This is a genomic window from Mesorhizobium sp. M1182 (assembly GCF_040318335.1).
In the GTDB taxonomy this organism is placed as follows: domain Bacteria; phylum Pseudomonadota; class Alphaproteobacteria; order Rhizobiales; family Rhizobiaceae; genus Mesorhizobium.
Window position 1 is genome coordinate 18,597 of sequence record NZ_JAMYMD010000039.1, and the last position, 20,199, is coordinate 38,795.

The window sequence follows — 20,199 nt, forward strand, 5'->3', positions numbered from 1 at the left end:
CAGCCAAAGCCACCAGAAAAAAGAGAGTTAAGACAGCGATTGCCGCTCCCACCCGCAGCTCGCTGATACCGAACATATGCCGCATAAGTTCGGCGGTGACAGCAAAAAGGCAAAGTGTAAGTAAAGCAACTGCGAAGGCGATCGCGCGAACCAGCCGCCGGAAAATCAGAAGATCTGAGCTTCGCAGAACGAGTCCAGTTTTTGACCGAATGGAGCCTGTTCTCCACGCAGACACGAGTTCACGAACGCAGTAGAATGTGGCCGAGGAGAGAACCACAAAAAGGATACTGCTTCCCACTGTGTCGCTTAGGATCGCGGTCTCTGATGTCACTGGCATCATGGGAACTGCTTGGCTCTAGAGTTTCGTGGAAGATAGCCGCTGTCTGTCCGGATGTCCGAAACGCTCCCCAAAAATGGTGGAGCCGGCCCGGGGACGGGGCCGGCTCCTTAAACCCGGTCGTTGGGGACGGGGAGGGTGGGGACTCGACCGGGTTTCTCCTAAAGCGCGAAGTCATGCGACGCACTTAACCTCTGTTTTATGCATGTCGTTATCCCAAAACCGCTACGCGCTTTTGGGCGACATGCCTTGGCGTCCTCAGCGGACGCTGGCGACCGCGTCGGAGCGGCCGTCGTTGATCGTCACCCAGGCGCCGGAATTCCGCTCGGACTGGCGCTTCAGGTAGGTGTAGCCGGTATTGGTCCAGGACAGCACCTTGGGCTGGAGATTGTCGAGGATGAACTCGCCAAGGCTGGTGCGCACGGTCAGCACCGCATGGCCGTCGCCATTGCGCTGGCGCACCACCGTCATCAGCAGATCGCCGGCCGGTACGCCGATGCTCATCAGCTCGCGGCGCTTTTCCAGCGCATAGTCCTCGCAGTCGCCGAAGCCGCTATTGGGAAAGGACCAGACTTCCTCCTTGCCCCACATTTCCATGTCGGTGCGCGGCGCGACCCTGCTGTTGACCGAATTGTTGACCTTGACGATCGTCGCCCACAGCTTGCGGGTCAGCTCGACGGGTGCCCGGCCAGGCGTCCTCTGATTGCATTCCTGCGGAAGCTGCTGGCACAATTCGTAGTGTCCGACCGGCTGCGTGGTGCGGCCGCCGGTGTGCATGAAGGCCGGCTCCGCCGCGTTTACAGTCCCCCAACCGAAAAGCTGCATCGCTATTGCCGCCAGCAACAGCTTGCCCCTCATCCTGTTCATTATTCAGTCTCCCCGTTTGAGGAGACAATGACACGGCTGGATTTATTTGACGCAAAAGCGCGAAGTAAACATTAAGTAAAACGCCAATAGAATAAACATAAAATTTGAGGCAATTGAATATAGAATTGTTTAAGGATTCCAGCCGGGCATGTTCCCATGCTTCGTCGCACCATTCGAACAGCTGGGATGGCGGGACAGAGGGGGCGCGAAGGATCGCCAGCCTCTCTTCCCGATAGTGCTAACGCTTCCGCGTCAGCCGCGCGATGAGCTGAATTCGGTATCGAGCGTTTCCGGCCGCTGGATGACGGCGAACTCGATGGCGACGCCATCTTCGAAATGCCGCACTATCTGGCCGCGCATGGTGCCCAGCGTCACCTGGACGCCGATGGCCGGCTTGACGTCGATCTCGATCGCCGCGCCCGACAGCGACAGGTCGATGATGCGGCACTGGTACTGGCGTCCGTCGGCAAGCTGCAGCACGCTCGTCGGGTTGCGCGGCGCAACGCGTTCATGGCGGCGGTCCTCCGGCAGGTCGAGCTCGTGCTTGTTGGCAAGCCAGGTCAGTTGCGCGGCGAGCTTGTCCCTCTTGCGGTCCGACGCGATGACGGTCATCGCAAAGCCATCCTGCAGCGTGCGGGTGATGACGCCTTCGATGCGGCCGATGTGATCGATATAGGCAATGACCTTTTCGCCCGCCAGGCCGCCGCGCTCGGTGCGCAGCGCGACGTTGCCGGGCGACATGTCGACCACCTGGCAGGGATGTTCGGTGCGGTCTTCCAGCATGAAGCGTCCGTAAATTTTCACGCGGACGCGCTGAAAGTTACGCCTTTCAGCTTGGGACGGCGCATGGTCGACCGCCGCTGACCTCATCACTGCCATACCCCGTTCGCCATTCCGCGCATGGATGCGGGGAATTTCAGCGGAAAACTACAACAAAGCAGGTTAACAAAGGGGAAAGCCCGGCGCTGTTGCTTTAAGCTTTGGGCATCATTCCTCGCGTCCGCCGTCGAAGACGACCAGGTGACGGATGCGGCGGGCCTGGCCGAGCGCCGAAATCGTCTCGGGCGGGTCGAATTCCGATGGGGCGAGCGAGGGAACCTCGATCGCCGGACGGTTCCCCGGGAACATCGGCTCCTTGTCGGGATCGACGACGCGGATCGAATCGATCACGGCGTCGAGAACCGGGTCGGCGCCCAGCCAGAAGGGCTTTTCGACGGCGCTTATCACGCCGAGGCAGCGCGGGCTCTCGACACCGCCGTCGAGCGGCAGCGCGAGCAGCTCGAACCTGTTGGAACGGCCGCTGCGGCTGAAACCTTCATAGGTGATGAGCACTACCGATTTCAGGTCGAAGACGCCATCGGTCAGCTTCGAAATCAGTCGCTGGTCCTTCTCGCGCCACAGCGAAGGGAATGAAAACCCCTTGAGTTCGCGGCCATAGACCGCGCAGAGCCTGGTGCCGGCCAGCCGGAACACCGCTTCGCCGCGCGTGTCCTTTTCCAGGATGAACGTGTCGGCCAGCAGCGACTTGATGTCGGCGGGTTCGACTTCCGAGCGCTTCGGGGCAGGGCGTCCGTCACGCAACCGGTTCCAATAATGGAACAGCGTGATCGATCCGGTCTGGTTCATGCTAATGCTGCTCCGCGCATTCTGTCTTCTGATGTCCCATCGGTGAACAGAAGGGCGCCCTCCGAAGACCTACATGCGTTGCGGAGCAGGATGCGTGCCAGCATCGTTAATACTTGTTCACGGGTCGGGGCGGTTAAGGTTAACAACTGGTTTACGTTGCGCGCCGGCCAGGCCTGTGGCACACCAAAACCACTCCAGAAGCGGTCGTTTTGCGACGATCGGCAGCACTTCAGTCAAGAGTTCAGGGGGAGCAGGGGGGCTCGACCAGCCGTTCAAGGGAAACCTTGGACGGCTTCTTTTTTTGATTCGGGGCTGCTGATTCGCCGTTTGTGATTCGGTTGGCCGTGATCTACATGCTCGCCAAGTCCAATCCAGCGACTGAGTGCAAGCCATATGAGCGACCCAGAAAGCCCACCGGAGATCGAGCAGGGCGAGAGCGGGCCTGCCGCCCGCGAACCGGAGCAGCGCCGCGAACCGGTGTTCAACCTGCCGCCCGTGGTGCTGGCGGTGATCGGCATCTGCGTCGCGGTCCATCTGATCCGGGTCTATTGGCTGACCGACGACCAGGACTTCGAACTGCTTGTCCGGGCTGCCTTTGTCCCCATCCGCTATTCGGGCCGCTTCGATCTGGATTTCTTCGCGTTTTCGAGCCCCTTTACCTATGCCTTCCTGCATGGCGGCTTTGCCCATCTTGCCATCAACATGGTGTGGCTCGCGGCCTTCGGCTCACCGTTGGCCAACCGCTTCGGCGCGCTGCGCTTCAGCCTGTTCTTCGCCGCGACCGGACTGGCGGCGGTGGCGTTGTTCTGGGCCATGCACCCGCTTGGCGAGGCGCCGCTGGTCGGCGCCTCCGGCGCGATTTCCGGCATGATGGGCGCGGCGGCACGCTACGGCTTCCGCATTGACCGATCGTCGGGCAAGGCCGCCTTCGCCGGCCAGCCTTTGCCGATGGCGGCGGTGCTGCGCTCGCGCGGCGTCGTCACCTTTCTCGCCATGTGGATGGTGATCAACCTCGCGACCGGCCTCTTCGGCCTGGCGCCTGGCATTGACGGCCAGATCGCCTGGGAAGCCCATATTGGCGGCTTTCTTGCCGGCTTTTTCGGCCTGCGGTTTTTTGATCGGCGAGAGCAGGTGCCCCGGCAGGCGGACGAGCCGGAGACCTGAGACGGCCGCACTTGAAATGCAACCGTTCGCGGCGCACCATGTTCATCCCAGGGCAAGCCGGCCAGGGCAGGAGCCGGCAGGAAATGCAGAGGAGGACGCCATGACTGTTAAGGCAATTCTCGAGGCAAAAGGCCACGACGTGGTGACGCTCGGGCCGAACGAAAAGCTCAGCGAAGCCATCCGCATGCTTTCCGAACACAGGATCGGCGCGCTGGTCATCACCAACGGCGATCACAAGATCGTCGGCATTCTTTCCGAGCGCGATGTGGTGCGGGTTCTCGCCAAGGAGGGGGCGGCGGCGCTCGACCTTGCCGTCCGCTCGGCGATGACGCCCAAGGTGAAGATCTGCAATGAGAACCACACCGTCAACGAGGTCATGGAGATCATGACCAAGGGCCGCTTCCGCCATCTGCCGGTGGAAAAGAACGGGCTGCTCGACGGCATCGTGTCGATCGGCGACGTGGTCAAGCGGCGCATCGAGGATGTCGAGCGCGAGGCCGAGGAGATCAGGGCCTATATCGCCACGGCATAGGTGACGGCGGCCGGGTTGCCGGCAGGTCGATTTTTCAAGCTGCTATCGCAGTTCGTCGCGGCAGGTGCGGGCCTGTGCCGCGTTGGCGCCTGCGGCTTTGCGCTTGTCTCTTTTGGCGGTTTGCACTAGCGAAGTTGCACAGCAAAATATGCGTTCTCGCATATCCGCAATTTCAGTATGCAGGCCCTTATGAGCATTATCGACACCCGCACGCCCGACGCCAAGCGCCTGGTTCCCGGCGCCACCGGCGACTGGGAGATCATCATCGGCCTCGAGGTCCACGCGCAGGTGACCTCGCAGGCAAAGCTGTTTTCCGGCGCCTCGACCATTTTCGGCGCCGCGCCCAACGCCAATGTCAGCCTGGTCGACGCGGCGATGCCCGGCATGCTGCCGGTCATCAACGAGGAATGCGTCAAGCAGGCGATCCGCACCGGGCTGGGCCTGAAGGCCGAGATCAACCACAAATCGGTCTTCGACAGGAAAAACTATTTCTATCCCGACCTGCCGCAGGGCTACCAGATCTCGCAGTTCAAGCAGCCGATCGTCGGCGAGGGGAAGGTGATCGTCTCGGTCGGCCCGGACCGGCAGGGCGAATTCGAGGACATCGAGGTCGGCATCGAGCGCCTGCACCTGGAGCAGGACGCCGGCAAGTCGATGCACGACCAGCATGCGACGATGTCCTATGTCGATCTCAACCGCTCCGGCGTGGCGCTGATGGAGATCGTCTCCAAGCCGGATATGCGCTCCGCCGATGAAGCCAAGGCCTATGTCACCAAGCTGCGCACCATCGTGCGCTACCTCGGCACGTGCGACGGCAATATGGACGAAGGCTCGCTGCGCGCCGACGTCAACGTCTCGGTGCGCCGGCCCGGCGGCGAATTCGGTACGCGCTGCGAGATCAAGAACGTCAACTCCATCCGTTTCATCGGCCAGGCCATCGACTACGAGGCACGCCGCCAGATCGCCATCCTGGAGGACGGCGGCAAGATCGACCAGGAAACGCGGCTGTTCGACCCCAACAAGGGAGAAACGCGCTCGATGCGTTCCAAGGAAGAAGCGCACGACTACCGCTATTTCCCCGATCCCGACCTTCTGCCGCTGGAATTCGACCAGGCCTATATCGACGAGTTGGCAAAGGACCTGCCGGAACTTCCCGACGCGAAAAAGGCGCGGCTGATCACCTCGCTCGGCCTGTCGACCTACGACGCCTCGATCCTGGTATCGGAAAAGGCGGTCGCCGACTATTTCGAGAAGGTGGCCGCTGGTCGCGATGGCAAGCTTGCCGCCAACTGGGTCATCAACGATTTGCTGGGTGCGTTGAACAGAGCCGGCAAGAGTATTGAAAATGCTCCGGTTTCGCCCGATCAGCTCGGCGCGGTCATCGATCTGATCAAGGAAGGCACCATCTCCGGCAAGATCGCCAAGGATCTGTTCGAGATCGTCTGGAACGAGGGCGGCGATCCGCGTCAGCTGGTCGAAAGCCGCGGCATGAAGCAGGTCACCGATACCGGCGCCATCGAAAAGGCGGTCGACGAGGTGATCGCGGCCAACCCGGACAAGGTCGAACAGGCGCGCGCCAAGCCGACCATGGCCGGCTGGTTCGTCGGCCAGGTGATGAAGGCGACCGGCGGCAAAGCCAACCCGCAGGCGGTCAACGAGCTGGTCAAGGCCAGGCTCGGGATCGAGTAGGATGTTCGTTCGCACCGCTGGCGAGCGAGATCTTGCGGCGGTGCGCGCATTGCTGGTCGAGACATGGCATGCCACCTATGATGCCATCTACGGCGGGCCGCGGGTCACCGAAATCACCGATGAATGGCATTCTGTCGCCGCGCTCAAAGCACGGCTGATGCGGCCCAACTCGGAGTTCCTGGTCGCCGACGACGGCAAAAACATCGGCGGCATGGCTTTCGCCGCCGCTACCACGGATGCCAGGATCGTCATGCTGAACCAGCTTTACGTGCATCCGGCCTGGCAGAGGCAAGGCATCGGCCAGGCGCTGCTGGACGAGATCGAGGCCAGCTTTCCGGAGGCCCGGACGCTGCGTGTCGAGGTCGAGGAAGCAAATGCTCCGGCTGTCGCCTTCTACCGCTCGAGGGGGTTCTTGCCCGCCGGCAACACGGCCGATTGCGGCGGCGCCTCGGGATTGCCGGCGCTGGTTTTGGAGAAGGCGATCGGCTAGCTCGTTTGCCTGGCGCTCAGTTGCGTTTCTCAGGCAGGTTGGAGCAGCCGGCAGCGAGAAACTCGCACGGCAGGCTGCCGCCGCCGCCCGACGTGTGCGGGGGCGTGGCGGCTTCGATTTTTTCCACCTCGTAATATTTCGAGGTGACACCCCATTTTTTGACGCCCTGGCACGTCGAGCGCACGCCAACCTCCGTCGCCTTTGCCGCAGTCTTGTAATAGGTGGTGATCCGGCAGGATTGGCTGACCGGCAGCGCGTTCGCCGGGCTCGTGACCGGCGGCAGGAAGTTCGGGAAGGCAAGCAGCGAGATTGCCGCAATGATCCTGACGGCGGGCATGGTGAGGGGAAGGTGCTGCATCGTTTGTCTCCATCGATGGCGCCGCTCGCTCGTGGCGCAGCGGCGCGTTTGTTCCGGCAAGATCAGGCCATGATGCCGGTGCTGCCGCATCTGCCGCGCGGGGGAAGGCGGTAGCGGTCTGAACCGCCGCCGTCATCCGCGAGCGGCCGCGTCAGGGCGTTTTCGGCTTGATGAGCGTCTCTATCGGAACGGCGACTTTTGGAGGCCGGACCGTACTGGTTCCACCATCGACGGCCAGCCCGCCGCTGTTGAGATAGCGTACCGTATAGTGCAGCTCATAGCCGGGAACTCTGATCCATGTAGGCTTGGGATTGAACTGGTCCGGCGGCCTCGAATACCACTTCGGGATCTGCATGATCTTGGAACCGGCACCGAATCCCGCAGTCTTGGCCGCTACTGCGAAGGCGCTGTCTCTGGGGTCGTTCGGCGGCTGGTCGACATTGCCGATGACGACCAGCGAATCGTATTTTCGCGCGTCCAGCCGTACTGCGGGAACGTTCAGCGCAGCCACGTCGCCTTCGCGCATCGTCAGCGCCTTCTGACGGCCATCCTCATTGGCATAGACGTTGAGGTTTATGGCCTCGGATTCCGCGTAGACGACATTGTTGTGGAAGTCGCGGGCTGGCAGGCGTGTGAGGCTGTCGAAGGTCACTTCAACCGTCGGCTTGGCTATGGCGTCCGTCACCACCAGGTTGCGCCGCGGCACCGTCCAGAAGATGAGATCATCGCCGGTGGCCTGCGTGCCGGCGTCGGAGCCGTCTATTGCCGAGCATTTCGAATTTGGAACCGGCGTCGTCACCGGCAGAGGTGCCGAAAACGAGCTGCGTACCTGAGCGTCGATGTAGTTGCCGACGTTGAAAACGTCTTCGAGGATGTTGCCGCCCTCGAAGCTCGCCGGGCCGGGTTGCGAGCGAATGATGACCTGGCTGGAATCGGTCTGCCAGCCGCTGCAGAAGACGTTGACGTCTAAGGGAATGCCGATGTGGCGGTCGGAGGTCACCGGGATCGAGACTTTGATGGTCAGGATGTAAGGAACTTTGACAAACCAGCTGTTCGGCTGGTTCAGCATCTGCGTCGCAAAGCGCGACGGCCGCCATTGCTTCAGCGATTCAATCGATGCGCGTGACGATCGTCCCTGGGCGGCCAGCTGTGCGTTGGTGGCGTCGACCTTGGCTTGCGCCAGGTTGCGGACGGTGTTGGTGATCAGGAACACGCCGAGTTCGGCTTTGCAGGGCCTGTTCGATTGCGTGGCGTTGCATGGGGCAAGTGCCGCACTGGGAACCGGCGGCCCCGACGGCGGCGGCTGGGCGGCCGCGGCGGCCGCCATCAGGCAGAAAAACAGCATCGTGCAGGTTTTCAACATGGTATCCTCGCTCTTTCGGTTGGAAACCACCCTCCGGCTAGACAACACCATTTCTTCGACAGCGGTTCATCGCCCGCACGGGGGACGAACCGCGAAACATCGGGCCGGCCCAGCGACGTCGGGCCGCCGTCCTTTCGGATTGGATATCTACTGCTTCACGACGCCTTTGGTTGTCGCCATCGGCGCGACGACCTTGGGCTTGGGGGTTTTCGGGCCGGGGTCGACTACCAATGCGGCCGTGCAGGAGCATTTGCCCGAACCGCAGTTCAGGTCGCCCTTGCACATTTTGGAATGCCGCATATCGGTGCAGTCGGCGGTCCCGGAGCAGGAGCAACTGCCTTGCCCAATCGTTCCGGACTGACATTTGAAGCTCCATGCCGGATCGGCGGCAAGGCCGGCCACAGCGAGCGATACGGCAAAAAGCGTCGTCGAGATGAGCTTGCGCATGAATACCTCCCGGTTCTATCGAGCGATGGAACCACGAAGCAGCAACGCCTTCATCTCCCGCGCGGGGGACGAACTCGCATACCGGTGACGATCGTCAATGCTGTCCCTTCAGCACGACGAGATAGCCGCGTTCGACGCGAAGCCGGAACGCGATTTGCCCTGCAGTGCCGGGATCCTTGGAAACCTTGTCGATGACATAGCCGCTGGGATGCGAGCCAAGCCATTCTTCCGGTTTGTCGGTGCTTTCGAACGGCTTTTGCAACCGGGCCAGGAAGCCGACTTCGCCCTGATAGTCGAAAGCCACGGCCCAGTCCGCATCCTTTCGCTCGTAGATGAAGTTGGCGAGCGGCGTCAGATCATAGCGTTTGAACGCGGTTGCCGATGCCACCGCGTGGCCAATGCCGAAAATGACAAGCATGACGATGGCCGAGCTCTTCAGCCTGGCGAGCGGGATCTCCGCCATGAAATAGCCGAACAGGATGACCACGAACGGCAACATCGGCACGACATAATGAGGCTGCTTGCCGGATATCGCGCTGAACACCAGAAACACGGCAACGAACGAGAATGACAGCAGGCGCAAGGCGCGCAGATCCGGCGACTTCGCGTCGATCAGGCTGCGTATCCGCGTGCGCACCTTCAACCGCCACACCTCGGGTATGAAGATCCACGGTATGAACATGACGGGCAGCAGCAGCAGATAGAAATAGAACGGCCGGCCATGCGAATTGCGCAAATTGCCGGTGACACGCCCCGCCGACTGGTTCCAGACGAGATCGTAGACGAAATTGCCTTTTGTCAGGATGGTCGCCGGCACCAGCCAGATCGCCACCGGAATCAGCGCGGCGAGCAGGGCCAGGCCCACTCCAGCGAGGAAGTTCGGTGTCGTCAGTCCCGCCCGCCGGTCGCGCCAGAACGGGTAGAACACGATGGGCGCGCCGATATGGATCAGCACCACCGGGCCTTTCGTCAGCACGCCCGCGCCGATGAACAGCCCGGCCAGAACGGCCTGCCAGCGGTTGCCGCTGCGGGCAAAGGCAATCAACGACAACAGCGCGGCGAGCACAAAGACCGTCAGCAACAGGTCGAACAGGATCAGCGTCGAATAGATGACGAACACGCTGCTTCCGGCAACCAGCCAGGGGATGCGCCGAGCGATGTCGTCGCGGCCCGGAAACAGGGTCTTTGCCAAAGCCGTCGTCAGCCAGATGACGAGCGAGGAGGCGGCGAAGATGACCAGCATCGCCGCCGGCCGGCTGGCGCCGAAAATGTTCCAGACAAGGTCGATAAGCCAAAACAGCAGTGGCGGCTTCTGCAGATAGGGCGCGAAATTCATCGTCGGGACGAAGATCTGTCCGCTCAGATACATTTCCCAGGTGACGCTGAGATATCGCGTTTCGTCGACGGGCAGCAGTGGCCGGAAAGCGACCGCGATTGCGATCAGCCCAAGCAGAAAGAGGTAGGGGAGCAGCCGCTCGGTAGATGTCGGTGTCAAAGATCGAGATCCGCGCCAGAAACCATTTTCATTCCAGCCGAGCATAGTGCCGCGTTTCTGGACCGCGAACGACCGCACCATGATTTTGGCCGAATTGCAACGATGCCGGTTTTGTTTCCCAGATTTTGCGGACGATGGTGTCAAAGGTTTGAAAAACTTACCGGCCGAGTCTTTTGGACCGCTGCCGGTCCGGGGAACCTGAGCAAAATCAACTGGAGCGCAACGGCGGTGACAATTCGCGCATCAACAGTTCGAGCTCGCGCTGATCGCCGGTACCGGTCTTGTCGAAGATCGTCGCCAGCTGCGACTTGACGGTGCCGTCCGAGACGCCGCCGGCCGCGGCAATTTCCTTTCGCGTCAGGCCGGCGGCAACGTGACCGGCGACTCGCCTTTCTGCCGCGGTCAGTCCGAACAGCGCCGCAATGGCGTCCAGCGCCGGGGTCGGTGTCGAACCGGCCGCGGCGATGAAGATCGCTGCGGCGGCGCGTTGCGAGATGCGCGCCGAGATTTCACGCCGCGCCAGCGGCATGACATGGGCCACTGCCGGAACGACCGTCCTGGCCAGGGGAATGTTGATGCCGCAAGGTCCGAGCGCGAATTCGTCGCGCGTGCCGAGCTGGACGGCACGGCCGATTGCGGCGTTGGCGTTGGCATAGGTGAAGGAAAGCTGTCCGCGCACGCAAGCGACCGAGATGTTTTCGGCGAGCAGCGCTTCGGCTGACGGGTTGGCGAAGATGATGGTCATGTCTTCGGCCACGATCAGCACCGGATGGTCGAGGCTTTCGATGATGGAACGGAAGATTTCCGCCTTGCGCCGCTCGGCTTCGAACAGGTCGCCGATGGTCACCGCGCGCCGCACATGCGGTGCCAGCAGGCTGACAAGCTCGAGATCCTCGCGGGAAATCTGGCGCCTGTCCTTGTCGGTCACCACCATCAACGTGCCGATCCGGGTCGGCCGCTTCATCAACGCCACCCAGAAGAAATCGTCCAGGCGGTTGGGTTGCACCCATTCGCGCACGATGCGGCTTTCGAGCCATCTCTGTCGCGTATCCGGGCCTTGCAAAGCGTAGATCGAATCGACGGTGAACGGCACGTCGATCTCCATCTTGGGAACCGCCGCATAGAACGGCACTTGCGAGCCGTAGTCATGCTTCAACGGCTCAAGAACTGCGGGATCGCCGCAGGACACCGAAAATCGCGCGGAGCTGCTGATCGTGTCGATGACGGCGAGCATGGCAAGCTGGCCTTCCGCCAGATTGCAGATGGCCTCGAGTGTCGTCTGCCAGCGGTCGACGTCGGCAATCGAATCGTAGATCGCCTCAACGACCTGCGGCAATGCGCGACCGGCCGTGCCCGCCAGCGATGACATGAGCCCCTCTCATTTGCCGTCCTTGAGGCAACGAAGCTTCAACTGCTAGAATAACGCTGCGTAAGGTTGCCAACAACCTATTTCATCTGCTTCGGACGGCCGCGAAAATAGCATGAACGTATTGCTTTCCCGTCAGCCATTTGCTCGCCTGGTGCGGCAAGACCCTTGCCTTCGCAATGCCGTGACGCCATAAGCAGGAACAGGCGCCGCAGCCGCCGCGAGGACTTGCTTCAAGGACTTGCCACGAGGATTTGGATGAAGACTTTCCTTCTGCAGTTTTTCACCTGGTGGAACAGCCAGACATTGGGAACGCGCTTCCACACCTGGCGGCACGGCAAGAAGGTCGGGCAGGACGAGGTCGGCAACGTCTACTATGAGGGCGGCGTCGATTCGGAAGGCCGCACCCGTCGCTGGGTCATCTACCGCGACTATTCGGAAGCCTCGGCGATTCCGCCCGGCTGGCATGGCTGGATCCATCATCGTGTCGACGTTGCGCCGCCAAGCGAAGACTACAAGCCACGCGACTGGCAAAAGCCGCATGTGCCGAACCTCACCGGCAGCCCCGCGGCCTATCGCCCGAAAGGCTCGGTGCTGACCAACCAGCATCGTCCGCAGGTGACGGGCGACTACGACGCCTGGACGCCTGGTTCGTGATCGATCGCCGCGACACGCGCGCGGTCCCCACGGGGGCGGTCCTTTGTCGCCACAATTGCTGTTTAGCTGTTTGCTGATCCGACAGCAGCAACTAGCCTTGGCGTTAAGAGAATCACCCGGGCGCAAACCACCGGACCTTGCATGAGCATGTTCAGCCGAATTTTGACGGGCGGATTAACCGCGGTCGTTCTCGCTTCTATGGTGGCGCTCGCTACTGCGCAGGAATTGGCGCCGCCTGCGCCGGACGCGTCGGTGGCGCCTGCAGCACCGGCAGTATCCGAGCGCATCACCAATCCAGTCGCTGAATTCGCCGGCATTGACAAGATCACCGGCCGTATCATCACCTTCGATGTTTATATCGACGAGACGGTGCAGTTCGGCGCTTTGCAGGTGACGCCGCGCATCTGCTATTCGCGGCCCGAAAACGAAGAGCCGAAGACGGATTCGTTCGTCGAGGTCGACGAGATCACGCTCGATCGGAAAATACGCCGTATCTTCACCGGCTGGATGTTTGCCGAAAGCCCCGGGATCAACGCCGTCGAGCATGCCGTCTATGATATCTGGCTGAAGGGCTGCAAGCAGAAGTCCGACGTGCCGGCACCCGCCGCCGCCAAAACCAACTAGAATCTGTCAGTGCGCGGCGCATACCGCGCCCTGCGGAACCGCCGCGTTGCCCGAGCGTTGGTGCCTCTCTACGGAGGAGGTTGCCATGATGATGGCCAACAAGAACGAACTTCTCGACATCGAAAGGGGATTCTGGAGCGGCGGTGCCGACTATTTCAAGGCCAATGCCGATACCGACTGCCTGGTGGCCTTCCCGCAGATGGCGCGGGTGATGAGCAATACCGATCTGGCCGCAACTGCCACGGACCCGAACCGCTGGCGCGATCTCGACATCGACCTCAAGGGCATCATCGAGCCGGGCAGCGACATCGTCATGCTGACCTACGAGGCGCGTGCGACGCGGCAAGATGGCGAAGCCTATGCGGCGCTGGTCAGCACCGGCTATGTCCACCGCGTCAATGGCTGGAAGATGATGTTCCACGCACAGACGCCGCTGGTGACGGCAGCAAAAGGCTGACCGGCCGCAAGAGCAATTCCAGGAAGTGTGAACGGCTTTCCGTCCGGAATTGCGTTTCCGTGAAACGATGAGCCATTCCAGGTTATGGAAAAAACACGGCCTCGCCCTTCAGCGCCTCGGCCAGCATCTTCTCGTACTTGCCGCGCGGCACGTCGATTGCACCGAAGCGTTTGAGATGCTCGGTGGTGAACTGCGTATCGAGCAGTGCAAAGCCACGCGCCTTCAGGCGTTCGACGAGGTGAACCAGGCAGGCCTTTGACGCGTCGGTCTCCCTGGCGAACATGCTCTCGCCGAAGAACACGCGGCCGAGCGATACGCCGTAGAGCCCCCCGACCAATCGGTCGTTGTGCCAGGCCTCGACCGAATGGCAATGGCCCATCCGATGCAGCTCGATATAGGCTTCGCGGATCGGCGCGTTGATCCACGTCGACCGACGTTCCTCGCGCCTTTCAGCGCAGGCCTCGATCGTCGCCTCAAAGTCGAAATCGATGCGGAACTCGAACAGGTTCTTGCGGATCGTCTTTCTCAGGCTTTTCGGTATGTGGAACCCGTCGAGCGGAATGATGCCGCGCGTCTCCGGCCGCACCCAGAATACTTCGGGGTCATTGGCGCTTTCGGCCATCGGGAAGACGCCGGAGGCATAGGCTTTGAGCAAAAGGTCGGTCGGGATGCGATAACCGGGTGCGTAGGGACGGGTCATCGCTTCGCCCTGTATCACTCGCCTTCGGCCAGGTATTTTTCCAGCCAATGGATGTCGTAGTCGCCATTGGCGATGTCGGCGTTGCCAACGAGGTCGCGAAACAGTGGCAGCGTCGTCTTGATGCCGTCGACGACGAATTCGTCGAGCGCGCGCCGCAGCCGCATCATGCATTCGACGCGGTTGCGGCCGTGCACGATCAGCTTGCCGATCAGGCTGTCGTAGTAGGGCGGGATCTTGTAGCCCGAATAGACGCCGGAATCGACGCGGATACCGAGGCCGCCCGGCGTGTGGAAATGGGTGATGGTGCCCGGCGAGGGCGTGAAGGTGCGCGGATCCTCGGCATTGATGCGGCATTCTATGGCATGGCCGTGGAAGCGGATATCCTCCTGGCGCACCGAAAGCCCGCCGCCCGAGGCGACGCGGATCTGCTCGTGCACGAGGTCGATGCCGGTGATCGCCTCGGTCACCGGATGTTCGACCTGCAGGCGCGTGTTCATCTCGATGAAATAGAACTCGCCGTCCTCATAGAGGAATTCGATGGTGCCGGCGCCGGAATAGCCGAGATCGGCGATCGCCCTGGCGCAGACGCCGCCAATATGCGCGCGCTCCTCGGCATTGAGCGCCGGCGAGGGCGCTTCTTCCCAGACCTTCTGGTGGCGGCGCTGCAGCGAGCAGTCGCGCTCGCCGAAATGCACGCCGCGCCCGGCGCCGTCGCCGAACACCTGCACTTCGATATGGCGCGGCTTCTGCAGATATTTCTCGATATAGACTGCGTCGTCGCCGAAGGCCGCACCCGCCTCCGAGCGTGCCGTCTGCAGCGCCACCTCGAGATCGGCCTCGCTACGCGCCACTTTCATGCCGCGCCCGCCGCCGCCGGCCGATGCCTTGATGATCACGGGGTAGCCGATCGCGGCGGCAATGCGCTTGGCTTCCTTGTCCTCGGTGACCGCGCCGTCGGAGCCGGGCACCACGGGAATGCCGAGGCGTTTTGCGGTACGCTTGGCCTCGATCTTGTCACCCATGATGCGGATATGGTCGCCGGTCGGGCCGATGAAGGTGATGTTGTGCGCGGCGAGGATGTCGGCGAACTTGGCGTTCTCCGACAGAAAACCGTAGCCGGGATGCACCGCGTCGGCGCCGGTGATCTCGCAGGCGGCGACGATCTGGTGGATGTTGAGATAGCTGTCGCGCGACGGCGGCGGGCCGATGCAGACGCTCTCGTCGGCGAGACGCACATGCATGGCGTCGGCGTCGGCGGTCGAATGCACCACCACCGTCTGGATGCCGAGCTCCTTGCAGGCGCGCAGCACCCTGAGGGCGATTTCGCCGCGATTAGCGATGAGGATTTTCTGGAACATCTTTCGCCTGTTCCCGGCTCTACTCGATCACGACGAGCGGCATGCCATATTCGACCGGCTGCGCATCTTCGAACAGGATCGCCGTCACCGTGCCGGCGCGCGGCGAGGGGATCTGGTTCATCGTCTTCATTGCTTCGATGATCAGCAGCGTCTGGCCTTCCTTGACCTTCTGGCCGATTTCGATGAACGGCCTGGCGTCGGGCGACGGTGCCAGATAGGCGGTGCCGACCATCGGCGAGGCAACGGCGTTCTTCGACACGTCGGGCGTCGCCGGCGCGGCCGCTGCCGCAGGCTGCGCAGCTGCCGGGGCATAGGCCGGCTGAGCTGCGGCGACGGCATGGACGGCCGGCGCCTGCCGCGAGACGCGCACCTTCAGATCGCCCAGCTCGACCTCGATCTCGGTCAGGTTGGTGTCGTTCAGTATGCCCGCCAGATCGCGGATCAGCTGCTGGTCAACACCGTTCTTCTTTATCGACATTTTCGAGCCTTCTGTTTGTTGGCCGGTCATAGGCGTGCAGCCAGCGCCTGCAGCGCCAGCGTGTAGCCGAGCGGCCCGAACCCGCAGATCATGCCGACGGCGACCGGCGCGACCATCGAGACGTGGCGGAATGGTTCCCGCGCGTGGATGTTGGAGAGATGCACCTCAGCGACCGGCAGCGGCGCGACGGCGCGGATGGCATCGTGAATGGCGATCGAGGTATGGCCGTAGGCGCCCGGATTGATGACGATTGCGGCGGCCTTGTCGGCGGCCTCGTGGATCCAGTCGACGAGGTCGCCCTCATGGTTCGACTGGCGGAAATCGATCTCCAGCCCAAGTGCGGCACCTGCCTGCTTGCAGTCGTCCGCGATCGCGGCAAGCGTCTTGCCGCCATAGATGCCCGGCTCGCGCTTGCCGAGCGCGTTGAGATTGGGGCCGTTCAGGACGAAAACCGTTTTCAAAAAATGCCGACCTTTCCCGGCGCGGCTAAGCCGGCGCGCCGGACCCTCTATAATGGGCATAGACGCTGGCGAAAAGAGCGCAAGTGCGTTCTTTCGCCGTCCACAACAGCCGGAAAACGGCCCGTGCCAGAAACCCGCAGCCTAATCGAAACCCGAATGCTGATCAGAGCGCGGCCTTCGCCGCCTCGATCTTTTCGGCCAGCACTTCCTGGCCAAGCGCGCCGAACACCACCTCGTTGCCGACGACATAGGACGGCGTTCCGGTGATGGCGAGCTTGGTGGCGAGGTCATAGGTCTTGGAGAAGGCCTCGGTGATGCTCGGGTCCTTCATCTTTTCGCGCAGCGCCGCCTCGTCGGCGCCGAGCGACAGCGCCACCTTGATCGCCGCCGCCTCGGTGGCGCGCCCCTGGCCGCCGAGCAGGGCATTGTGGAATTCGCCGTATTTCTCCGGCTTCATCAAATGGAAGGCCATCGAGACGACGCTCGCCTTCTGCGAATCCGGGCCGAGGATGGGGAACTCCTTGAGCACGAAGCGCAGGTCCGGATCGGCCTTGGTCAGCGCGCGCATGTCGTCGATGGCGCGTTTGCAGTAGCCGCAATTATAATCATAGAATTCGACGATGGTGACCTTGCCGTTCGGATTGCCGACAACACCGTCGAATGAGGAATTGAAGATCTGGTCCTTGGCGTCTTTGATGACACCGAGACTGGCGACGCGCTGTTCTTCCTTCTGCTTGGCCTCGAGTGCCTGCTGGGCCTCCAGGAGCACTTCCGGGTTCTTCAGCAGATAGTCGCGGACGATGCCTTCGATTTCGGCACGGTCGAGCTTGGTACCTGAGGACGTCGTCTGGGCAAGCTGTGCCGTGCCGGCCTTCGCCGTCTGCGGATTGCCGGCGACGAAGCCGAACGCCAGCATGGCGAGAGCCGCTGCCACTCCGGTAGTGCCCAGCAGAATTGCCTTTGTCATAATCCTCGATCCTCTTGCCTGTGTTCGGGTCCGCCCGGTTTGGCTGTGTCGCAGCCTGCGTCCGAAAGGTTCACTTCTTCTTACCTGATGGTGCGTAGTTTATAATGTCCTGCGCGCGAAGCCAGCCCGGCTCGCCCCGCTTCATGCTCTGCTGCGCCCGCATGGCGAAGATTTTCGCATTCTTGTAGTCGCCGGAATAGAAATGCCCTTCGGCGGTTGCAAGCTCGGCGGCCGGGATGTTGCCGAGTTCCCCGTAAGCCTGTGCCAGATAGCGGTATCCGGCGGCGTTTTCGCGATCCCGTCCGAGGCCGGTGTTGATCTGCGCCACCGCCTTCTTCAGCGAATCCTGCGTGCCGATCGCCATCAGCGCCTGGCCGTACGAGACCGGCAGCAGCCCCGATCGCGCCGGATCGAGGCTGACCGACTTGGCATAGGCGTCCGCCGCATCCTTCGGCCGGTTCGCCTTCATCAGGATGTCGCCGCGCAATTCCTGGAAATAGGGATTTTTCGGCTGTTCCTTGATCAACGCGTTGGTCTTGGTGAGCGCCGACGCCAGATTGCCGAACAGATAGGTCATCTGCGCGTCGCCATAGCGTGAGGCGAGGCTGCCGGGGTTCTTGCGCATCAATCGCGACGCCGCCGCCTGGCCCTGCATGTAGGCGGCGATCTTGATGCGCATCATGTCGTGGCGCTGCTGCAGTGCCGGCGGGTCGACCTTGTCGACGTAAGGGCTCTGCTTCACCAGCACTTCGAGATTGGCAATACGCTCCTGCGGCATCGGATGGCTGATCCTGTAGGGATCGACTTGCGCGCCCGAGAGCGACAATGCGTTCTGGAAGCGGCCAAACGTCTTCAGCATGCCCATGCCGGACTGGCCGGTTGCATTGAGATAGGTGATCGCCGAACGGTCGGCGGTCATCTCTTCGGTGCGCTGATAAGCGAGGATACTGCGTTGCGCCATCTCGCCGCCGCCGGCCACCACGCCCATGCCGGCGCCGGCGAGACCGCGGCTGTTGCTGGTGGCGCCGGCCACCATGGCGCCGGCGCCAAGCAGCGTCGCCAGGATCGCCATCGTCTTGGCGCGCTCGAGCTGTTCTCGCAATTTCTGCTGGTGTCCGCCGGCGATATGGCCGGCCTCGTGGGCAATGACGCCAATGATCTCGTTGGGCGTTTCGGCCGTCATCAGCGCGCCGGTGTTGATGAACAGCCGGCGGCCGGCAACAAAGGCGTTGAAGCTCTGGTCGTTGACCAGCACGATGTTGATGGCGTCGCCCGACAAGCCCGCCGCCTTGAAGATCGGCCGCGCGTAATCGCGCACCAGCGCCTCGATCTCGGCATCGCGCACAACCGGCACATTCTGCGCAAAGGCATTGACCGAGCCGGCTATGGCGACCACCACGGCAAGCGAAAGCATCGCGAGGGCGCGCGCTGTCCTGGCGATCGTCGATTTGGGTCGGCTCAACATGGCAGGTCCACTGGTAGACGAGTGGGCGAAGGATGAAAAGTCGGCAGCCTAAACTTACCGAACTTGTGATCCCCACACCAATCGGGCATTTGTGCGGCGCGGCCAGCATGGCCGGCACGTGTGGACAAGTGTGGTGGATTGAAAAATGGTTGTTTCGCTTTCGCGCCGCGGCGCGGTCGAACCGTTCCATGCCATGGACATCCTGGCCGAGGCGAATCGGCTGAAAGCCAAGGGCCTGCCGGTCGTTTCTATGGCCGTCGGCCAACCTTCCGATCCGGCGCCGGCCGGGGTTCGCGAAGCGGCGGCCAATGCCTTGAAAGCAGGCCGCATCGGCTATACCGACGCGCTGGGCCTCGCCGGTCTACGCAAGGCGATCGCGACGCATTATGGCGAGCACTACGGGCTTGACGTTTCGCCCGAGCGGATAGCCGTCACCACCGGATCGTCGGCTGCCTTCAACCTCGCTTTCCTGGCAATGTTCGATCCAGGCGACCGCGTCGCCATCGCTGCGCCCGGCTATCCTGCCTATCGCAACATCATGGCCGCGCTCGGCATCGACATCGTCGAGATCGAGTTGGACGGCGCCGCCTATCTGCATGCCGAGCACCTGCAAGCCGCGCATCGCGAAAAACCGCTGAAGGGCGTGCTGTTCGCCAGCCCGGCCAACCCGACCGGCGCGGTCATTCCCGCCGGCGATCTCGAGGCGCTGGTCAAAACGGCGCAAGAGCTCGGCATCGCCGTCATCTCGGACGAAATCTATCACCGGCTGGCCTATGCGGCGCCCGACACGACGGCGCTTGCTTTCGGCGCGGATGTGACGGTGATCAATTCCTTCTCGAAATATTATTGCATGACCGGCTGGCGCATCGGCTGGATGGTGCTGCCGCAGGAACTGGTGCGGCCAGTCGAGCGCATCGCCCAGAGCCTCTACATCTCGCCGCCCGAACTGTCCCAGATTGCCGCGATCGAGGCGTTCAAGGCGACGCCAGAGCTGGAAGCGGTGAAGGCGCGCTATGCCTGGAACCGCGAGCTCCTGATGCAACGCCTGCCGGAGCTCGGCTTTGCTTTGGCCGCGCCTATGGACGGCGCGTTCTACGCCTTCTGCGATGTCACCAGGCACACCAATGACAGCATGGCGTTTGCGCGCCGGATGCTTGCCGAGGCGAATGTGGCGGCGACGCCGGGCCGCGATTTCGACCCGCTGCAAGGCCATCGCACGATGCGCTTTTCCTATGCCGGCAGCCACGACGACATGGTCGAGGCGATGGCGCGTATCGAACGCTGGCTGAAGTAGCGGG

22 protein-coding genes are annotated in these 20,199 nt (G+C 62.4%); 8 read left to right on the forward strand and 14 right to left on the reverse strand.

Going from position 1 to position 20,199, the window contains the following annotated elements; all coding sequences use genetic code 11:
* Positions 1-595: 595 nt before the first annotated feature.
* From NKH33_RS28795 to NKH33_RS28805, 3 genes are all read right to left on the reverse strand, one after another.
* Entirely contained in the window at positions 596-1,195 is a 600-nt protein-coding gene (locus NKH33_RS28795; RefSeq protein WP_198023528.1) for a transglutaminase-like cysteine peptidase, read from the reverse strand.
* A gap of 261 nt (positions 1,196-1,456) precedes the next feature.
* Positions 1,457-2,074 carry a PilZ domain-containing protein gene (locus NKH33_RS28800; RefSeq protein ID WP_352922731.1) on the reverse strand — a complete coding sequence of 206 codons (618 nt, stop codon included), beginning with the start codon at positions 2,072-2,074 and terminating at the stop codon, positions 1,457-1,459.
* A gap of 117 nt (positions 2,075-2,191) precedes the next feature.
* Positions 2,192-2,830, reverse strand: a complete 639-nt coding sequence (locus NKH33_RS28805; RefSeq protein WP_352922711.1) for a PAS domain-containing protein — start codon at positions 2,828-2,830, stop codon at positions 2,192-2,194.
* Positions 2,831-3,223: 393 nt separating this feature from the next.
* On the opposite strand from NKH33_RS28805, the gene NKH33_RS28810 reads away from it, so the two are divergent.
* The 4 genes from NKH33_RS28810 to NKH33_RS28825 all read left to right on the forward strand — a co-directional run bounded on the left by NKH33_RS28810 (position 3,224) and on the right by NKH33_RS28825 (position 6,705).
* Positions 3,224-3,994: a rhomboid family intramembrane serine protease gene (locus tag NKH33_RS28810; protein WP_031211254.1), complete on the forward strand. Its 771-nt coding sequence runs from the start codon at positions 3,224-3,226 to the stop codon at positions 3,992-3,994.
* Positions 3,995-4,094: 100 nt separating this feature from the next.
* Positions 4,095-4,526, forward strand: a complete 432-nt coding sequence (locus tag NKH33_RS28815; RefSeq protein ID WP_023674810.1) for a CBS domain-containing protein — start codon at positions 4,095-4,097, stop codon at positions 4,524-4,526.
* A gap of 189 nt (positions 4,527-4,715) precedes the next feature.
* On the forward strand, positions 4,716-6,215 hold the full coding sequence (gatB, locus tag NKH33_RS28820) for an Asp-tRNA(Asn)/Glu-tRNA(Gln) amidotransferase subunit GatB (RefSeq protein ID WP_352614201.1): 1,500 nt from the start codon (positions 4,716-4,718) through the stop codon (positions 6,213-6,215).
* A 1-nt stretch (position 6,216) separates the two neighbouring features.
* Positions 6,217-6,705 (forward strand): GNAT family N-acetyltransferase, encoded by a 489-nt coding sequence (locus NKH33_RS28825; RefSeq protein WP_352472754.1) that lies wholly within the window; start codon positions 6,217-6,219, stop codon positions 6,703-6,705.
* Between the two features lie 16 nt (positions 6,706-6,721).
* On the opposite strand, the gene NKH33_RS28830 is transcribed toward NKH33_RS28825, so the two are convergent.
* The 5 genes from NKH33_RS28830 to NKH33_RS28850 all read right to left on the reverse strand — a co-directional run bounded on the left by NKH33_RS28830 (position 6,722) and on the right by NKH33_RS28850 (position 11,737).
* Positions 6,722-7,063, reverse strand: a complete 342-nt coding sequence (locus NKH33_RS28830; RefSeq protein WP_352501642.1) for a hypothetical protein — start codon at positions 7,061-7,063, stop codon at positions 6,722-6,724.
* Between the two features lie 151 nt (positions 7,064-7,214).
* Positions 7,215-8,426 (reverse strand): hypothetical protein, encoded by a 1,212-nt coding sequence (locus tag NKH33_RS28835; RefSeq protein ID WP_352922714.1) that lies wholly within the window; start codon positions 8,424-8,426, stop codon positions 7,215-7,217.
* A 147-nt stretch (positions 8,427-8,573) separates the two neighbouring features.
* Positions 8,574-8,873 carry a hypothetical protein gene (locus NKH33_RS28840; protein WP_352472757.1) on the reverse strand — a complete coding sequence of 100 codons (300 nt, stop codon included), beginning with the start codon at positions 8,871-8,873 and terminating at the stop codon, positions 8,574-8,576.
* 94 nt (positions 8,874-8,967) lie between these two features.
* On the reverse strand, positions 8,968-10,368 hold the full coding sequence (locus NKH33_RS28845) for an ArnT family glycosyltransferase (protein ID WP_352922715.1): 1,401 nt from the start codon (positions 10,366-10,368) through the stop codon (positions 8,968-8,970).
* Positions 10,369-10,576: 208 nt separating this feature from the next.
* Positions 10,577-11,737, reverse strand: a complete 1,161-nt coding sequence (locus tag NKH33_RS28850) for a helix-turn-helix transcriptional regulator (protein WP_352922717.1) — start codon at positions 11,735-11,737, stop codon at positions 10,577-10,579.
* A 255-nt stretch (positions 11,738-11,992) separates the two neighbouring features.
* Here NKH33_RS28850 and NKH33_RS28855 point away from each other — a divergent pair, with 255 nt between their 5' ends.
* From NKH33_RS28855 to NKH33_RS28865, 3 genes are all read left to right on the forward strand, one after another.
* On the forward strand, positions 11,993-12,391 hold the full coding sequence (locus NKH33_RS28855; protein ID WP_023674818.1) for an NADH:ubiquinone oxidoreductase subunit NDUFA12: 399 nt from the start codon (positions 11,993-11,995) through the stop codon (positions 12,389-12,391).
* Positions 12,392-12,532: 141 nt separating this feature from the next.
* Complete coding sequence (locus NKH33_RS28860; protein ID WP_352541375.1) at positions 12,533-13,015, forward strand: DUF2155 domain-containing protein; 483 nt, start codon at positions 12,533-12,535, stop codon at positions 13,013-13,015.
* A gap of 88 nt (positions 13,016-13,103) precedes the next feature.
* Complete coding sequence (locus NKH33_RS28865) at positions 13,104-13,472, forward strand: hypothetical protein (RefSeq protein WP_352593854.1); 369 nt, start codon at positions 13,104-13,106, stop codon at positions 13,470-13,472.
* An 82-nt stretch (positions 13,473-13,554) separates the two neighbouring features.
* Here NKH33_RS28865 and aat read toward each other — a convergent pair whose 3' ends face one another.
* The 6 genes from aat to NKH33_RS28895 all read right to left on the reverse strand — a co-directional run bounded on the left by aat (position 13,555) and on the right by NKH33_RS28895 (position 18,901).
* The gene (aat, locus tag NKH33_RS28870; RefSeq protein ID WP_023674821.1) at positions 13,555-14,172 is read right to left on the reverse strand and encodes a leucyl/phenylalanyl-tRNA--protein transferase; all 618 of its coding nucleotides are present in this window, start codon (positions 14,170-14,172) and stop codon (positions 13,555-13,557) included.
* Positions 14,173-14,186: 14 nt separating this feature from the next.
* Positions 14,187-15,530: an acetyl-CoA carboxylase biotin carboxylase subunit gene (gene accC / locus NKH33_RS28875; protein ID WP_023674822.1), complete on the reverse strand. Its 1,344-nt coding sequence runs from the start codon at positions 15,528-15,530 to the stop codon at positions 14,187-14,189.
* A 19-nt stretch (positions 15,531-15,549) separates the two neighbouring features.
* Positions 15,550-16,008, reverse strand: coding sequence for an acetyl-CoA carboxylase biotin carboxyl carrier protein (accB, locus tag NKH33_RS28880; RefSeq protein WP_292662508.1), 459 nt, complete (start codon positions 16,006-16,008; stop codon positions 15,550-15,552).
* Between the two features lie 26 nt (positions 16,009-16,034).
* Positions 16,035-16,469 carry a type II 3-dehydroquinate dehydratase gene (aroQ, locus tag NKH33_RS28885; RefSeq protein ID WP_023717478.1) on the reverse strand — a complete coding sequence of 145 codons (435 nt, stop codon included), beginning with the start codon at positions 16,467-16,469 and terminating at the stop codon, positions 16,035-16,037.
* Positions 16,470-16,632: 163 nt separating this feature from the next.
* The gene (locus NKH33_RS28890; RefSeq protein ID WP_352922719.1) at positions 16,633-17,436 is read right to left on the reverse strand and encodes a DsbA family protein; all 804 of its coding nucleotides are present in this window, start codon (positions 17,434-17,436) and stop codon (positions 16,633-16,635) included.
* 70 nt (positions 17,437-17,506) lie between these two features.
* Positions 17,507-18,901, reverse strand: a complete 1,395-nt coding sequence (locus NKH33_RS28895; RefSeq protein WP_352835959.1) for a M48 family metalloprotease — start codon at positions 18,899-18,901, stop codon at positions 17,507-17,509.
* 145 nt (positions 18,902-19,046) lie between these two features.
* On the opposite strand from NKH33_RS28895, the gene NKH33_RS28900 reads away from it, so the two are divergent.
* Entirely contained in the window at positions 19,047-20,195 is a 1,149-nt protein-coding gene (locus tag NKH33_RS28900; protein ID WP_352922721.1) for a pyridoxal phosphate-dependent aminotransferase, read from the forward strand.
* The last annotated feature ends 4 nt before the right edge of the window (positions 20,196-20,199 follow it).

Coding starts and splice junctions, on each gene's coding strand:
- NKH33_RS28800 (WP_352922731.1), bottom strand. CDS start 2,074: ATGAGGTCAGCGGCGGTCGACCATGCGCCGTCCCAAGCTGAAAGGCGT.
- NKH33_RS28840 (WP_352472757.1), bottom strand. CDS start 8,873: ATGCGCAAGCTCATCTCGACGACGCTTTTTGCCGTATCGCTCGCTGTG.
- NKH33_RS28890 (WP_352922719.1), bottom strand. CDS start 17,436: ATGACAAAGGCAATTCTGCTGGGCACTACCGGAGTGGCAGCGGCTCTC.
- NKH33_RS28810 (WP_031211254.1), top strand. CDS start 3,224: ATGAGCGACCCAGAAAGCCCACCGGAGATCGAGCAGGGCGAGAGCGGG.
- NKH33_RS28805 (WP_352922711.1), bottom strand. CDS start 2,830: ATGAACCAGACCGGATCGATCACGCTGTTCCATTATTGGAACCGGTTG.
- gatB (WP_352614201.1), top strand. CDS start 4,716: ATGAGCATTATCGACACCCGCACGCCCGACGCCAAGCGCCTGGTTCCC.
- NKH33_RS28835 (WP_352922714.1), bottom strand. CDS start 8,426: ATGTTGAAAACCTGCACGATGCTGTTTTTCTGCCTGATGGCGGCCGCC.
- NKH33_RS28795 (WP_198023528.1), bottom strand. CDS start 1,195: ATGAGGGGCAAGCTGTTGCTGGCGGCAATAGCGATGCAGCTTTTCGGT.
- NKH33_RS28830 (WP_352501642.1), bottom strand. CDS start 7,063: ATGCAGCACCTTCCCCTCACCATGCCCGCCGTCAGGATCATTGCGGCA.
- NKH33_RS28815 (WP_023674810.1), top strand. CDS start 4,095: ATGACTGTTAAGGCAATTCTCGAGGCAAAAGGCCACGACGTGGTGACG.
- NKH33_RS28855 (WP_023674818.1), top strand. CDS start 11,993: ATGAAGACTTTCCTTCTGCAGTTTTTCACCTGGTGGAACAGCCAGACA.
- accB (WP_292662508.1), bottom strand. CDS start 16,008: ATGTCGATAAAGAAGAACGGTGTTGACCAGCAGCTGATCCGCGATCTG.
- aat (WP_023674821.1), bottom strand. CDS start 14,172: ATGACCCGTCCCTACGCACCCGGTTATCGCATCCCGACCGACCTTTTG.
- NKH33_RS28850 (WP_352922717.1), bottom strand. CDS start 11,737: ATGTCATCGCTGGCGGGCACGGCCGGTCGCGCATTGCCGCAGGTCGTT.
- NKH33_RS28865 (WP_352593854.1), top strand. CDS start 13,104: ATGATGGCCAACAAGAACGAACTTCTCGACATCGAAAGGGGATTCTGG.
- accC (WP_023674822.1), bottom strand. CDS start 15,530: ATGTTCCAGAAAATCCTCATCGCTAATCGCGGCGAAATCGCCCTCAGG.
- NKH33_RS28860 (WP_352541375.1), top strand. CDS start 12,533: ATGAGCATGTTCAGCCGAATTTTGACGGGCGGATTAACCGCGGTCGTT.
- NKH33_RS28900 (WP_352922721.1), top strand. CDS start 19,047: ATGGTTGTTTCGCTTTCGCGCCGCGGCGCGGTCGAACCGTTCCATGCC.
- NKH33_RS28895 (WP_352835959.1), bottom strand. CDS start 18,901: ATGTTGAGCCGACCCAAATCGACGATCGCCAGGACAGCGCGCGCCCTC.
- NKH33_RS28825 (WP_352472754.1), top strand. CDS start 6,217: ATGTTCGTTCGCACCGCTGGCGAGCGAGATCTTGCGGCGGTGCGCGCA.